11 protein-coding genes are annotated in these 13,520 nt (G+C 69.1%); 5 read left to right on the top strand and 6 right to left on the bottom strand.

All coding sequences use genetic code 11. The features are described 5' to 3' along the window. Positions 1-184: 184 nt before the first annotated feature. Entirely contained in the window at positions 185-814 is a 630-nt protein-coding gene (locus E1181_RS23355; RefSeq protein WP_132677862.1) for a superoxide dismutase, read from the bottom strand. Positions 815-901: 87 nt separating this feature from the next. Continuing rightward, on the bottom strand, positions 902-2,398 hold the full coding sequence (locus E1181_RS23350) for a glutamate-cysteine ligase family protein (protein WP_132677861.1): 1,497 nt from the start codon (positions 2,396-2,398) through the stop codon (positions 902-904). Positions 2,399-3,087: 689 nt separating this feature from the next. Here E1181_RS23350 and E1181_RS23345 point away from each other — a divergent pair. Both E1181_RS23345 and E1181_RS23340 read left to right on the top strand, forming a co-directional pair. Next, entirely contained in the window at positions 3,088-3,900 is an 813-nt protein-coding gene (locus E1181_RS23345) for a TrmH family RNA methyltransferase (RefSeq protein ID WP_408010486.1), read from the top strand. After that, entirely contained in the window at positions 3,900-4,499 is a 600-nt protein-coding gene (locus tag E1181_RS23340; RefSeq protein WP_132677858.1) for a DUF2537 domain-containing protein, read from the top strand. Before E1181_RS23345 ends, E1181_RS23340 begins: the two co-directional genes overlap by 1 nt. Before the next feature lie 52 nt (positions 4,500-4,551). On the opposite strand, the gene sepH is transcribed toward E1181_RS23340, so the two are convergent. The 4 genes from sepH to E1181_RS23320 all read right to left on the bottom strand — a co-directional run bounded on the left by sepH (position 4,552) and on the right by E1181_RS23320 (position 9,258). Continuing rightward, a complete protein-coding gene (sepH, locus tag E1181_RS23335) occupies positions 4,552-5,484 on the bottom strand; it encodes a septation protein SepH (protein ID WP_132677857.1) in 933 nt (310 codons plus the stop codon). A gap of 283 nt (positions 5,485-5,767) precedes the next feature. After that, entirely contained in the window at positions 5,768-6,910 is a 1,143-nt protein-coding gene (gene serC / locus E1181_RS23330) for a phosphoserine transaminase (protein WP_132677855.1), read from the bottom strand. Between the two features lie 225 nt (positions 6,911-7,135). Further along, positions 7,136-8,092 (bottom strand): SEC-C domain-containing protein, encoded by a 957-nt coding sequence (locus E1181_RS23325; RefSeq protein WP_132677854.1) that lies wholly within the window; start codon positions 8,090-8,092, stop codon positions 7,136-7,138. A gap of 53 nt (positions 8,093-8,145) precedes the next feature. Beyond that, a complete protein-coding gene (locus E1181_RS23320) occupies positions 8,146-9,258 on the bottom strand; it encodes a citrate synthase 2 (RefSeq protein WP_235876977.1) in 1,113 nt (370 codons plus the stop codon). 677 nt (positions 9,259-9,935) lie between these two features. Between E1181_RS23320 and pdxH the strand changes: the two genes are divergently transcribed. From pdxH to E1181_RS23305, 3 genes are all read left to right on the top strand, one after another. Further along, the gene (gene pdxH / locus E1181_RS23315) at positions 9,936-10,589 is read left to right on the top strand and encodes a pyridoxamine 5'-phosphate oxidase (RefSeq protein ID WP_132677851.1); all 654 of its coding nucleotides are present in this window, start codon (positions 9,936-9,938) and stop codon (positions 10,587-10,589) included. A 90-nt stretch (positions 10,590-10,679) separates the two neighbouring features. Further along, positions 10,680-11,972 (top strand): MFS transporter, encoded by a 1,293-nt coding sequence (locus E1181_RS23310; protein WP_132677849.1) that lies wholly within the window; start codon positions 10,680-10,682, stop codon positions 11,970-11,972. 119 nt (positions 11,973-12,091) lie between these two features. Continuing rightward, on the top strand, positions 12,092-13,486 hold the full coding sequence (locus tag E1181_RS23305) for an APC family permease (protein WP_132677848.1): 1,395 nt from the start codon (positions 12,092-12,094) through the stop codon (positions 13,484-13,486). Positions 13,487-13,520: the final 34 nt, after the last annotated feature.

The following is a 13,520-nucleotide window of genomic DNA, read 5'->3' as shown; positions in this document are numbered from 1 at the left end:
CGGGAACAGATCGAGCCCCGGCCTCCTTCGGGAGGCCGGGGCTCGATCATTACCGGCGGCAAGAACTTGTCGGAGCACCCACCGCCGAGTTCTCTTTGTTCCAGTGGTCGTTTTGCTTATCGGTGCGGGTGGCGGAACCTGAGACGTCGCCTGGACTCCGGGCGCCACTTTTGATGTATGCCGGTCAGGACGTGGGCAGGCGGAGGCCGTTGAGGCCGTTGCGGGCGTCGGTGAAGCGCTTGGCGACCTCGTCCCAGTTGACGACGTTCCACAGCTGCTTGACGTAGTCGGCCTTCACGTTCCGGTACTGCAGGTAGTAGGCGTGCTCCCAGATGTCGAACACCAGCAGGGGAGTGGTGGCGATCGACAGGTTCGAGTGGTGGTCGCGCAGCTGCTGCGTGATCAGCCGCTGGCCGACCGGGTCCCACGCCAGCACGCCCCAGCCGTTGCCCTGGATCGTGGTCGACACGGCCTCCATCTGGGCGCGGAACTTGTCGAACGAGCCGAAGTCCTGGTCGATGGCCGCTGCCAGCTCGCCCGTCGGCTTGTCGCCGCCGTCCGGGGACAGGATCTTCCACCACACCAGGTGCATCGAGTGCCCGGCGAGGTTGAACGCCAGCGTCGTCTCCAGGCCGACGATCGAGGAGAAGTCGTTCGCGTCGCGGGCCTCGGCGATCTTGGCGATCGTGTCGTTCGCGCCCTTGACGTAGGTGGCGTGGTGCTTGCTGTGGTGCAGCTCGTTGATCTCCCCGGAGATCGCCGGCTCCAACGCTGCGTAGTCGTAGTCCAACTCCGGCAGCACGTACTCGGGCACCGAAGTCTCCCTCCGTAGTCGACACCTTCTGGTTGTTGCCACCCTATGGCAATTGAAGAGGTGTGGCCACAGGCGTCCTGCGGAGGGTCAGCGGACCGGCCAGGTGTGGACGGGATCGCCGTGGTCGGCGAGCTCGATGTAGCGGCGGAGCATGGTCGTCAGCGCGGCGTGCCGGTCGGCGCCCTCGGCCTCCAGGTGCGCGACCACGTCCCGCTGCCAGCTGGCGCCGTTCTGCCTGGCCAGCGAGCGCTGCTCGATGACCCCGAGGTAGCGGGTGCGGGCCTCGTCGGAGACGCCGCACGCCCGCAGGCCCTCGTGAGCCATCGGGAGCAGTCGGCGCAGGACGAGTTCGTCCGGCGTGACCCAGCCCGAACCCGGCCAGTAGAGGTGCGCGTCGAAACCGTGCCGGGCGCCCGCGTAGAAGTTCTCCTCCGCGGCGGCGAACGACATCTGCGTCCAGAGCGGACGGTCCTGTTCGGTCAACGCGCGCTGGGCGCCGTAGAAGAACATCGCGTTCGCGACGATGTCGACCACCGACGGGCCCGCGGGCAGGACGCGGTTCTCGATCCTGAGATGGGGGACGCCCTCCACCAGGTCGTAGACCGGGCGGTTCCAACGCCAGATGGTGCCGTTGTGCAGGCGCAGCTCGTTGAGCTTCGGGGCGCGGCCGTTGTCCAGCGCGGCCACCGGGTCTTCCTCCTCGGGTTCCGGCAGCAGCGCGGGGAAGTAGCGGACGTTCTCCTCGAACAGGTCGAAGATCGAGGTGATCCACCGCTCGCCGAACCACACCCTGGGCCGCACGCCCTGGTTGCGCAGTTCGGTCGGGCGGGTGTCGGTGGCCTGCAGGAACAGCGGGATGCGCGTCTCGTGCCAGAGCGCCTTGCCCAGCAGGAAAGGCGAGTTCGCGCCGATCGCGACCTGCACCCCGGCCAGGCACTGCGCCGCGTTCCAGTGCGCGGCGAAGTCCTCCGGCGCGACCTGCAGGTGCAGCTGCACCGAGGTGCACGCCGACTCCGGCGCGATCGAATCCGCGTAGGAGCGGAGCCGTTCCGAGCCGCCGTCGGCCAGCGGAACGCCCTCCATGTCCAGAAGCATCTCCTCGCCGCGAGCCAGGATGATCTGGTCGTTGAGCACCGAGTAGCGCGGATTGCTCGTCAGCGTGGACGGGTCGAAGTGCAGGCTCTGCAATGTCGGTAAAGCGCCGATCATGGCGATCTTCGCTCCCGCGTCGTGCGCCCCGCCGTCGGCGCGCACCAATGCCGCCCGCACGCCTTCTTCCAGGCGCAGCGCGCTGTCTCCCGCGAGCACTCGCGGTTCGACGTTGAGCTCGATGTTCTGCTGCCCCAACTCGGTGGTGAAAATCGCTTCGCTGATTTTTTCCAGCACCACCGCGTTGTTCATCGACGGCTGCATGTGCTCGTCCACCAAGCACAATTCCATCTCCAGCCCCATCTGTTGATGGGGGAAGGAAAATTCGCCATCGGCCAGCATCCGCGCCAGTGCGTCCAGGCCTCGTTGCATCTTGTTCCGATAGCGTTGCCGATCAATCGGTTTGAACGATCGATCGTCCACGTGCCGTCCCATGCCGTCTCCCCTTTATCGGCAGCACGTCAGCGCCCAGCGCTGGGGAAACCACCGTGACACATCCCCACCTGGTGAGCCAGCGGCCAATACGGTGTCAGCAGTCACCTCGGTCCGCGCGCTCGGGCCGAAGCGGCATTCAGCCTTTTCGACTCCGCTGAAGCGCGGTGAAATCGGCCGCCGGGAGCAGAGCCGCGCGGTGTTCGGTGTTGCTCGCACCGGCAATCGGGGCAATGGCGATGCGAAGCGGACGTCAACCAGTCCAACCGGATCAACGGCGGTGCGGCATCACTCAGAGTCGCCCCCTCGTCTGTTGGGGCGAGAACTTTCCCACCGCATTCGTTCGAGAAGTCGCTAACACCGCTGAGCGCACTCACCGCGGAGGTCTGAACAAATCCTCCACGCGAATCGGAAATGGGGCACAACGGTTCCGATTCCTCCCTCCGCAGCTGAAGTGACCCGAGGAGTGAAAGAGATCGCCCCATTGCGCCTTGATTCCCGAACCCGCCCGGGAGGAAGCGAGGGAACCTTCCTGCCACTCCCGTCGGTCGGGGGGCGTGAGCATGGGAACTTTCCTGTCACTCCCGTCGGTCGGGGGAGGTGAGCACGGGAACCTTCCTGCCACTCGCGGTGGCCTGCGGGGTGAGTGTGGGAACCTTCCTGTCACCGTCGCGCGTGGCGCGGATGGGAGAATGGCTCGCGTGGCGCAGATGGTCGAGATCAGCGATGTGGACGATCCGCGGGTCGACGACTTCCGCGATCTGTCTCGCGCGGACCGCCGGCCGGACCGGCCTGGCGGGCGCGGACTGGTGATCGCCGAGGGCGTGGTGGTGGTCGAGCGGTTGCTCGCCTCGCCGTACCCGGTCCGGGCGCTGTTCGGGGTGCGCCGCCGGGTCGAAGACCTGGCCGAGGCCACCGCCGACCTGGACGTTCCCGCCTACGTGGCCGACGCGGACGTGATGGCGCGGGTCGTGGGCTTCCACCTCAATCGCGGGGTGCTGGCCGTGGCCGACCGGGCGCCCGCCGTCGATCCGGCCGAGCTCGTCGCGCGGTCGCGGCGGCTGGCCGTGCTGGAGGGCATCGGCGACCACGAGAACCTCGGCGCGCTGTTCCGCAACGCCGCCGCGCTCGGCGTGGACGGGGTGCTGCTGGGCGCCGGATGTTCGGACCCGCTGTACCGGCGCAGCGTGCGGGTGTCGATGGGACACGTGCTGCGCGTGCCCTTCGCGCACCTCGAAACCTGGCCCGAAGACCTGAAACTGCTGCGCGACGAGGGTTTTCGGATCGCCGCGCTCACACCGCGAGGGGATTCGAAGGCGCTGCGCGACGCCGGGCTCGACCAGGGCAGGGTCGCGGTTCTGCTGGGCTCGGAAGGTCCCGGGCTGACCGACGAGGCCATCGAGGCCGCCGACGTCGCGGTGCGGATCCCGATGGCGGAAGGGGTCGATTCGCTCAACGTCGCCACGGCAGGGGCCCTCACCTTCCACGCGCTGAGCGGGACCTGATGGACACCGGCTGGGAGCTGCACGCGCGGTCCGGGCGGGCCGTGCTGGTGCGCGGCGGGGCCGAGCACGACCCGGCGCGGCTGCGCCTGCCCGAAGCGCTGGTCGCGGCGCTGCACGAGTGGGCGGGTGTCGCGGAGCTGGTGCAGACCGGTGAGTCCGCTCAGACCGGCGAGATCGTGTCTCGCCGCGGCCGGCAGCTGGCGGTGCGCCTCGCCGCGGAAACGGGCGGTCGCGTCGGTTACGTCGACCCGTTCAGCGGTGAGCTCGCCCAGATCGGGCAGACGCGTTCGGCGCACGCGATCAGTCGTCGCGGGAGGCCGATCGCGCCGGTGCCTCCGACGCCGTGGGCGACAGGGCTGACGATCAGCGCGATCGTCGCGGTGATCGTGGCGGTCACGCTCGCGGTGGTCTCGCAAGGCCTGGCCGACGTCAGCGGAGTGCTCGCGGTGTTCGTCAACGTCGCCATCGCCGCCGGGTTCGCGCCCTCGATCTGGCTGGGACGCAACGTCCCCATCTGGCGCTGGGTCGCCTTCGGCACCGCAGCGGGCCTCGTCGTCTCCTGGATCACCGGGATCCTCAGCCTGCTCGGCCCGGGTTAGACGCGAAAAACGGCCAGGCCGCGAAGGGCCTGGCCGTTCTCCGTGGATCCGCTCAGCGGTGCGAGCGCACTCCCAGCAGGACGTCTTCCCACGAGGGGACGATCGGGTGGTTCTTGCGGGCGCGCTTCGGGTCGGTCTTGGTGTCCTCCGCGGACTCGGTCTCCGGCTTCGCCGGGTTCTCGGTCGGCTCCGGGGTCTCCAGGTCCAGCGTCGGTTCGGCCGGCTCGACGGGTTCCGGTTCCGGCGGTTCGACGCGCTGGAGCGTGGGTTCGACGCGGGCTGCCGGCGGTTCGGGCAGCACCGGCTCCGGCTCGGGGGCGACCTGGTCGGGAGCCACCGGCTGGTCGAGCTGCAGCGCCTCGCGGGCCAGCTCGGTCACCGGGCGAACCGTCCGCAGCGGACGGTTCGGCGACGGATCGAGCAGGTCCACGGCGTGCTCGTCGAGCGAGGCGACGGTGCCGCCGTGCGCTCCCGGGTGGAACACCCAGTGCGCGCTGTTCTCCGAGCGGCCGGCCTGCCAGGCCAGCTGCACGACCCACTTGTTGTCCTCGCCGCGCCAGGCGTCCCAGTTGGCCTCGGCGTAGTCGTGGCCGCGCATCCCGAAGGTGTGCGCGATGACCTCGCCGAGCGTCTGCACGTCGGGGCCGTCCTCGCGGACCGGGTGGGCGCGCTGCGCCATCTCCGCGATCTGGGCGCGTTCGAGCAGCACCGGGTAGGCGTAGCGCTCGATGCGGTGCTCGGGCAGGCCCGAGGTGGCCGCTATCTGGGCGACCGACGCTCCGGAGCGGATGCGGGCCTGGATCTCGCGCGGCCGCATCTGCTGTTCCATCTCGATCTGCACCTGGCCCAGCCGGGTGAGGTCGCCGCGGGCAGCCGCGCGCAACCGCTCGTCGGCGGGCACGGTGAATCGCTCACCGTTCTCCGGGTCCTCGCAGATGACGGATTCACCGTCCTCGTCGAGCCCGACCACTCGCAGCGCTCGCATAACGCCAGCCTCCCGCCGACCTACATGTCACCAAGCTGTGACAGTAACCCGGCGCGCCGCCTTGACGCGGGAGGCACGCCGGGTCCTCGTGTCGTTTGTTGGTCGCCCTGTCAGCGTCGATCTTGCCCTATGCGGGCGGGGCGCGCGAATGAGTTGAACTACTCAACTCCTGCGAACATCACTCGTCGTGATCAACTTCGTCGCGGATCGCGACCGCGAAATGGCAACGGCCGCCGAGGAAACCCGCAGTTCACGGGGTTGCCTCGACGGCCGCATAGCGCGATCAGGACAGTTGCGAAATCACCCAGTCGATGGACTTGGTCAGCTGGGTGATGTCGTCCGGCTCGATCGCCGGGAACATGCCGATCCGCAGCTGGTTGCGGCCCAGCTTGCGGTACGGCTCGGTGTCGACGATGCCGTTGGCGCGCAGCGCCTTGGCGATCGCGGCGGCGTCGATCGAGTCGTCGAAGTCGATGGTGCCGACGACCTGCGACCGCTTGGCGGGGTCGGTGACGAACGGCTTGGCGAACTCCGAGGACTCCGCCCAGCTGTAGAGGCGCTGCGAGGACTCCTTGGTGCGCGAGTCGCACCAGGACAGACCGCCCTGGCCGTTCATCCACTCGATCTGGTCGGCGAGCATGAACAGCGTCGCCACCGCGGGGGTGTTGTAGGTCTGGTCCTTGCGCGAGTTGTCCAGCGCGGTCGGCAGCGACAGGAACTCCGGCACCCAGCGGTCCGAGGCGCCGATCTCGTTGACCCGCTCGATCGCGGCCGGGCTCATCGCGGCCAGCCACAGCCCGCCGTCGGCGGCGAAGGACTTCTGCGGCGCGAAGTAGTAGACGTCGACGTCGGCGGCGTTGAACGCCAGCCCGCCGGCGCCCGAGGTCGCGTCCACCGCGATCAGCGCGTTCTCCGAACCCGCCGGGCGGGACGGCGGCAGCATGACACCGGTGGAGGTCTCGTTGTGCGCCCAGCCGATCAGGTCGACGCTCGGGTCCGACACCGGCTCCGGGGCGTCACCCGGGTCCGAGGAGACCACGATCGGGTCGCCGAGGAAGGGGGCCGTCTTGGCGGCCTTGGCGAACTTCGAGGAGAACTCGCCGTAGGTCAGGTGCAGCGAGCGCTCGCGGATCAGGCCGAAGGTCGCGGCGTCCCAGAACGCGGTGGTGCCGCCGACGCCGAGCACGACCTCGTACCCCTCGGGCAACGAGTACAGCTCCCGCAGTCCCTCGCGGACCCTTCCGACCAGGGACTTCACCGGCTTCTGCCGGTGAGAGGTGCCCATCACCGCGGCACCCTCGTTCGCCAGCCGGGTCAGCTGCTCGGGGCGGACCTTGGAAGGTCCGCAGCCGAAGCGGCCGTCGGAGGGCTGGAGTTCGTCGGGCAGCTTCAAGGTGGTCGGGTCGGTGGTCTCGGCCTGCGTCATTCCGGCGCCTCCGGGCGTTGTTGTGGTGACTGTGCGGGGTGACCGGGAGAAGCCCGTCCCCGCGCGCCAGTGGCCAGGTCCGCCGGCGCCATTGCCGGCTCGGCTCAGTGTTGCAGCAGGGTTACCGCTCGGTGTCCAGCGGTCGCTGCCGCACCGCAACTTACTGCTGTTCGCCGCCGCGGCCAACCACACTGTGTCCCACAAGGCCCGTTCGGGTCGGAACGATCAGGCGAATCCGGGCGCTCCGCAGCACTTCTTGTACTTGCGTCCCGAACCGCACCAGCAGGTGTCGTTCCGCCCCGGCGGCCAGGGCACGTACCGCCCGGCGTGGGCCTCCTCGAACACGAAGTCCTCCGGGGTCTCGGGGTCGCCGGGGTCGACTCCGTACGCCGCGGCGAACTCCTCCACGGCGGCGACGGTCGTGGGAACCAGGCAGGCGCCGGAGACGATCTCCCCGAGCTCGCGCTGCACCGCGCGCCGGTAGTCCTCGTGGCTGGTGTCGGAGTTCCACCACTCCGGGTGCTCCCGCACGGAGCGCTCGAACTCCTCGGCGCTCCACAGCGGCACCGGGTAGAGGGTGAGCGAGAGGTTCCCCTCCTCGTCCACCAGGCCGGCGAGGTCGCCTTCGGTGCCGGACAGCTGCTGGATCTCGTCGCGGACCTCCTCGCTGTGCTCGACGCACCGCTGGAGGAATTCGTCCATCGCGTCGGCGGGCAGGCCCGAGTCCTTGCGGGTGTGCCAGCGCTCCAGGAGGAGGTCGAAGCCCTGGTCGGTCGGCTCCAGGAGCTCGTCGAGCGACGGGACGATGTGGGTCGCGCCCGCGTTGAGCCAGCGCAGCCCCTCGGGGATGTTGCCGGTGGTGGCGTAGCCGACGTGGACGTCCATGTAGGTCATCGCGACCTTGCTCGGCTTCCGGCGCAGCTCGTCGAGCAGCGGTGCCGCTTCGTCGGCGCGCCCGTGGGTGAGCAGGTACGAGATGTAGGCGCCGCGCCCGCTGAGCGGACCGGCGTCCTCGTCGAGGTCGAACGCCCTGGTCAGCGCCGAGAGCTCGCGCTCGTGCTCCTCCGCCGCGTGCCAGTGCTCCGCGGCCTGGACTAGTTCGGCGCACGGGTTGTCGCTGACCGCGGCGTCCTCTTCGAGGGCCGCGGCGTACTGGGCGTGCAGGTTCGCCGAATCGGTCACGCCGTCAAGGTATCCCCTGGTGGGTCGGCCACGCGGCCGACCCACCAGCGGGCTCACACCGGGGCGATGATCTGGGTGACGGTGTCCCAGCCGGCCACGTCCTGCGGCGAGCGCGGGGCCGGGCCGATGTACTGCGCCGACGGCCGGACCAGGCGTCCGGTCCGCTTCTGCTCCAGGACGTGCGCCGACCAGCCCGCGAGCCGGGCGGCGGTGAACATCGAGGGCATCATCGCCGGCGGGACGGCGGCGAAGTCCAGGACCACGGCGGCCCAGAACTCCACGTTCGTCTCGATCTGGCGGTCAGGTCGCCTTTCGCGCAGCTCGGCCAGCGCCGCCTGCTCCAGCTCGCGGGCCACCTCGAAGCGGGGGGCCTTGAGCTGGTCGCAGGTGTTGCGCAGGACGCGGGCGCGCGGGTCCTCGGCGCGGTAGACGCGGTGGCCGAAGCCCATCAGGCGGTCACCGCGGTCGAGGATGTCGGCCACCACGCGACGGGCGTCTCCGGTGCGCTCGACCTCCTCGATCATCGGCAGCACGCGGGCCGGAGCGCCGCCGTGCAGCGGGCCGGACATCGCGCCTACCGCGCCCGACAGGCAGGCGCCCACGTCGGCGCCGGTGGAGGCGATGACGCGCGAGGTGAAGGTCGAGGCGTTCAGGCCGTGCTCGGCGGCCGACACCCAGTAGGCGTCCAGCGCCTGCACGTGAGCGGGGTCCGGTTCGCCGCGCCACCGCGTGAGGAACTGCTCGGTGGTGGTCGTGGCCTCGGCGATGCGCGCGTGCGGGACCGGCGCCTGGTCGCCGCGCGCGGACTGGGCGATGTAGGACAGGCCGAGGGAGCAGGCTCGGGCGAGCTGCTCGCGCACCTGCTCGGGCTCGATGTCGAGCACCGGCTGGAAGCCGAACTCGGGCGCGGTCATGGCCAGCGCGGCCTGCGCGTCGGCCCGAACGTCACCGGTGCGCACGGGCAGCGGGAGGTCCTCGGCGAGCGGCAGTCCGCCGCCGAACCGGCCGTCCACCAGCAGCGTCCAGACATCGCCGAAGGAGACAGTGCCCACCAGGTCTTCGATGTCCACGCCTCGGTAGCGCAGCGCGCCACCGTCGCGGTCGGGTTCGGCGATTTCGGTCTGGAAGGCGACAACGCCTTCCAACCCGGGACGGAATTCGCTCATAGCTGCCTCGTCTCCTGGTAGTAGGGGTGCGCGCGTGCGCATGGCTGGGCGACGTGGCGGGGTTTGAGCCAACAGTGCACCCCGGGCGGAAGAAAGAGCAATGGCGCCGGGACGGGAAAAAATTCCAGGTTGAGTTGACCCGCGGTGAATGGAACGTTTTGCGCTCGGGTGAAAAATTCGGGAAAAATTGCTGTTTCGCAAGTTGGCGGTCCGGATGTGGGCGTGAGGGGTGTCGATCGTCGCGCCCGCGCGCACGGGAACCTTCCTCTCACCGCCACGGCGTGCTCCCGAGGGTCGCGATCCGTTCGTTCCCGTCAAGCGTCGGGTGGCCGACGGCGGGGAGCGGTCCCGGCGATCCGCTCCCATCATCCGGACGTCGAGGGCTTGACGTTCCCGCTGTGGTGACGTGGGATGAGCGAAAGGTTCCCTTGCTCTTCTCGCAGCGCAACGGCTGTTCGGGTGACGTGGAGCCGTTGTGGGAACGATCACTGCATCGGTTGCGGAATCGATCGTGACCTATCGTCGATTCGGCTCCCGTTCCGATCCCGTTTACCGTCATAACGAATGGCCGATGCGCCTCGCGCGCGTCGGCCTCGTCCAACCCGTACCGTCCGGCGCCGAGCCGGAATGTCGAAGTCGAGTCGTGCCGTTCGCCGGACGAGTCAGGGAGGAAGAGGATGACGGAGGCCAACGTCGCGTTGCCGTCCATGCGTGTTTCCTACGAAGCCGGGGCGTTGAACGAGGATTCGCTCGCCGGCACTTGGCACGAGCAGCTGCGGCTGTGGTTCGACGAGGCGGTGTCGGCCGAACTGGTCGAGCCGAACGCGATGGTGCTGGCCACCGCCGATCCGGAGGGCTTCCCGTCCTCGCGGACGGTGCTGTGCAAGGGCTTCGACGAGCGCGGCGTGGTGTTCTTCACCAACTACACGTCCAACAAGAGCCACGACCTCAAGACGACGCGCGTTGCCGCGGCGACGTTCCCGTGGCTGGGCCTGCAGCGCCAGGTCAACGTGCGCGGCGAGGTCGAGAAGGTCAGCTCGTCGGAGACCGCCGAGTACTGGGCGGAGCGCCCGCGCGGTTCGCAGCTGGGCGCTTGGGCGTCGCCGCAGTCGCGGGTGGTCAACGGCCGCGAAGCGCTGGAGAACTCCCTCAACGGCATCGAGCGCCGCTTCGGCGAGGCCGAGAAGGTCCCGGTACCCCCGCACTGGGGCGGCTGGCGGATCCGCCCGGACTTCGTCGAGTTCTGGCAGGGACGTCCCGACCGGCTCCACGACCGGCTCCGCTTCCGCCGGACCGATGACACCTGGACGGTCGAACGCCTCGCTCCGTGAGTGAGTCGCCGGGGAGTGGCGTAGAGCTCCGTCACACGGGCGGATAACCAGTGGTCCTTTAGTTTCGCGAAGGACTACGCTGCGTCTTTCGTGCGGCAGAGCAGCGGAACCATTCCCCGGCGTAGCTTCAAGTCCTCGTTCAGCAAGGTCTTCATCGACACCCGACCGCTGCACTACCCGGCCTACCGCAGGCTGTGGATCTCCAACATCGTCACCGCCGTCGGCGCCCAGTTCTCCGCCGTGGCCGTGCCCAAGCAGCTCTACGACATCACCGGATCCTCCTTCTACGTCGGGCTGGCGGGCATCTTCGGACTGGTCCCGCTGGTGGTGTTCGGCCTGTGGGGCGGCGCGATCGCCGACGCCGTGGACCGCCGGAAGCTGATGATCATCACCAACGGCGGGCTCGCGGGAACCTCCGTGCTGCTGTGGCTGGTCGCGTTCGCCGGAATCCCGTCGGTGTGGCTGGTGCTGGTGCTCTTCGCGCTCCAGCAGACGTTCTTCGCGGTCAACTCGCCGACGCGCGCCGCCGCCGTCGCCCGGCTCATCCCCGCCCACCTGCTGCCGTCCGCGCAAGCCCTGGGCTCCACCGTCTTCCAGCTCGGCTCCATCGTCGGACCGCTGCTGGCGGGAGTTCTGCTGCCGCTGCTCGGGTTGTCCGTGCTGTACCTGGTGGACGCCATCGCGCTGTGCCTGGCGCTGTGGGCGGTGTTCCGGCTGCCCGCGCTGCCGCCGCAGGACGGTGCGCCGAAGAAGGCGGGTCTGCGCTCGGTGCTCGACGGCTTCCGCTACCTCGGTCTGCACGCCGTGCTGCTGGCGTCGTTCCTGCTGGACATCATCGCGATGGTCTTCGGCATGCCGCGCGCGCTGTTCCCGGAGATGGCCGAGCGCACCTTCGGCGACCCGCCCGGCGGCGGTGCCGCTCTCGGGTGGCTGTACGCGGCGATCCCGTTGGGCGCCTTCTGCTTCGGGCTGTTCTCCGGTTGGCTGCACCGCATCGCCCGGCACGGCGTCGGCGTGACGATCGCCGTGGTGGCCTGGGGCGTGGCGATCATCGGCTTCGGCTTCGCCGACTCGCTGTGGCTGGCGGTGCTGTTCCTGGCGCTCGGCGGCGGCGCCGACCTGGTCAGCATGGTCTACCGGAGCTCGATCCTGCAGGCGGCGGCCACCGACGAGATGCGCGGCCGCATCCAAGGCGTGTTCACCGTCGTGGTCGCGGGCGGGCCGAGGCTGGCCGACACGCTGCACGGCCTGGCGGGTGCCGCGCTGGGTACCCGACCAGCGGTGATGATCGGGGGAGTGCTGGTCGTGCTCGCCGCCGCGCTGTCGGCCGTGGCCCTGCCCGCGTTCTGGAAGTACAAGGCGCCCACCGGTGACGACACGTGATCTGACCAGGGCGGAGCGTGCTCGTTGGGCACTCCGCCACGCTTGCGCCACTCGACGGAGTGCGTTTCGACCAGGGGCGGGCAGACAGTCGTCGAAGCCACCCTGCACACTTCTCCACTATGGCCAACGAAACGACCGTTAATGCGCCCGGCGGTGCGCACGAGCCTGGCCTCAAGAAGGTGATGGGCCCGAAACTGCTGCTCTTCTTCGTGGTGGGAGACATCCTCGGGACCACGATCTACTCGTTGACCGGGAAGGTCGCCGGCAAGGTCGGCGGGGCCCTGTGGGTTCCGTTCCTGGTCGCTTTCGTGGTCGCCTTCCTGACCGCGTTCAGCTACCTGGAGCTGGTCGGCAAGTACCCCCGGGCCGGTGGCGCTCCGTTGTACGTGCACAAGGCGTTCGGCATCCACTTCGTGACCTTCCTGATCGCCTTCGCGGTGATGTGCTCGGGCATCACGTCGGCCTCCTCGGCCGCGCAGGCGTTCAGCGGTGACTACTTGACGGGCATCTTCGGCGACGGCGTCGAGCCCTACTCGTGGATGGTCGCGCTCGGCTTCCTGCTGCTGCTCGCCGCGATCAACTTCCGCGGTGTCGGCGAGTCGGTGAAGATGAACGTCGTCCTGACGTGCGTGGAGCTGTCCGGTCTGGCGATCGTGATCGTCTTCGGTCTGATCGCGATCTTCGGGGGGAGCCACAACGCCGACATCGCGCCGGACCCCAGCAGGCTGACGCAGTTCGACACCGACACCTCGCCGCTGCTCGCGGTCACCTCGGCCACCGCGCTGGCGTTCTTCGCCATGGTCGGCTTCGAGGACTCGGTGAACATGGCCGAGGAGACCAAGGAGCCGTCGAAGAACTTCCCGCGCGCCCTGCTCCTGGGCATGGTCATCACCGCGACCATCTACCTGGTCATCGCGGTGATCACCTCGACGCTCGTGCCGACCGCCGAGCTCGCCGAGTCCGACGGTCCGCTGCTGCTGGTCGTCAAGGCCGCGGCCCCGTGGTTCCCGCCGATCCTGTTCTCGCTGATCGCGCTGTTCGCGGTCACCAACACGGCGCTGATCAACATGCTGATGGCCAGCCGACTGGTCTACGGCATGGCCAACGAGGGTGTCGTGCCGAGCGTGTTCGGCAAGGTGCACAAGGGTCGCCGCACCCCGTGGGTGTCGATCCTGTTCACCAGCATCATCGCGGTCATCCTGGTGAGCTCGCTGGAGATCTCCGACCTGGGCAGCACCACGTCGCTGCTGCTGCTCGTGGTGTTCGCGGTGGTCAACGTCGCGGTTCTGGTGCTGCGCAAGGACGAGGTGGAGCACGACCACTTCAAGGCCCCCACCTGGGTTCCCGTGCTGGGTGCGCTGACCTGCGCGTTCTTCGCGAGCCCGCTGTCCGGCCGACCGGCCACGGAGTACATCATCGCCGGCGTCCTGCTGGGCATCGGCGTGATCTTCTGGCTGATCAACTACCTTGTGAAGGGCAAGACGGACTTCCAGGCGGAGTCCCTGAGCAAGTAGGAATCCACGTCCGACGAGGCGGTCCGGGACGCTG

The organism is Saccharopolyspora terrae (assembly GCF_004348435.1).
In the GTDB taxonomy this organism is placed as follows: Bacteria; Actinomycetota; Actinomycetes; order Mycobacteriales; family Pseudonocardiaceae; genus Saccharopolyspora; species Saccharopolyspora endophytica.
Note: the sequence above shows the minus strand (reverse complement) of the source record. Positions and strands in the feature narration are given on the sequence as shown.

Excerpts from the sequence above, each read along its gene's own strand:
- E1181_RS23350 (WP_132677861.1), bottom strand. The coding sequence starts at position 2,398 with ATGGGACGGCACGTGGACGATCGATCGTTCAAACCGATTGATCGGCAA.
- E1181_RS23345 (WP_408010486.1), top strand. The coding sequence starts at position 3,088 with ATGGCTCGCGTGGCGCAGATGGTCGAGATCAGCGATGTGGACGATCCG.
- E1181_RS23340 (WP_132677858.1), top strand. The coding sequence starts at position 3,900 with ATGGACACCGGCTGGGAGCTGCACGCGCGGTCCGGGCGGGCCGTGCTG.
- sepH (WP_132677857.1), bottom strand. The coding sequence starts at position 5,484 with ATGCGAGCGCTGCGAGTGGTCGGGCTCGACGAGGACGGTGAATCCGTC.
- serC (WP_132677855.1), bottom strand. The coding sequence starts at position 6,910 with ATGACGCAGGCCGAGACCACCGACCCGACCACCTTGAAGCTGCCCGAC.
- E1181_RS23320 (WP_235876977.1), bottom strand. The coding sequence starts at position 9,258 with ATGAGCGAATTCCGTCCCGGGTTGGAAGGCGTTGTCGCCTTCCAGACC.
- pdxH (WP_132677851.1), top strand. The coding sequence starts at position 9,936 with ATGACGGAGGCCAACGTCGCGTTGCCGTCCATGCGTGTTTCCTACGAA.
- E1181_RS23305 (WP_132677848.1), top strand. The coding sequence starts at position 12,092 with ATGGCCAACGAAACGACCGTTAATGCGCCCGGCGGTGCGCACGAGCCT.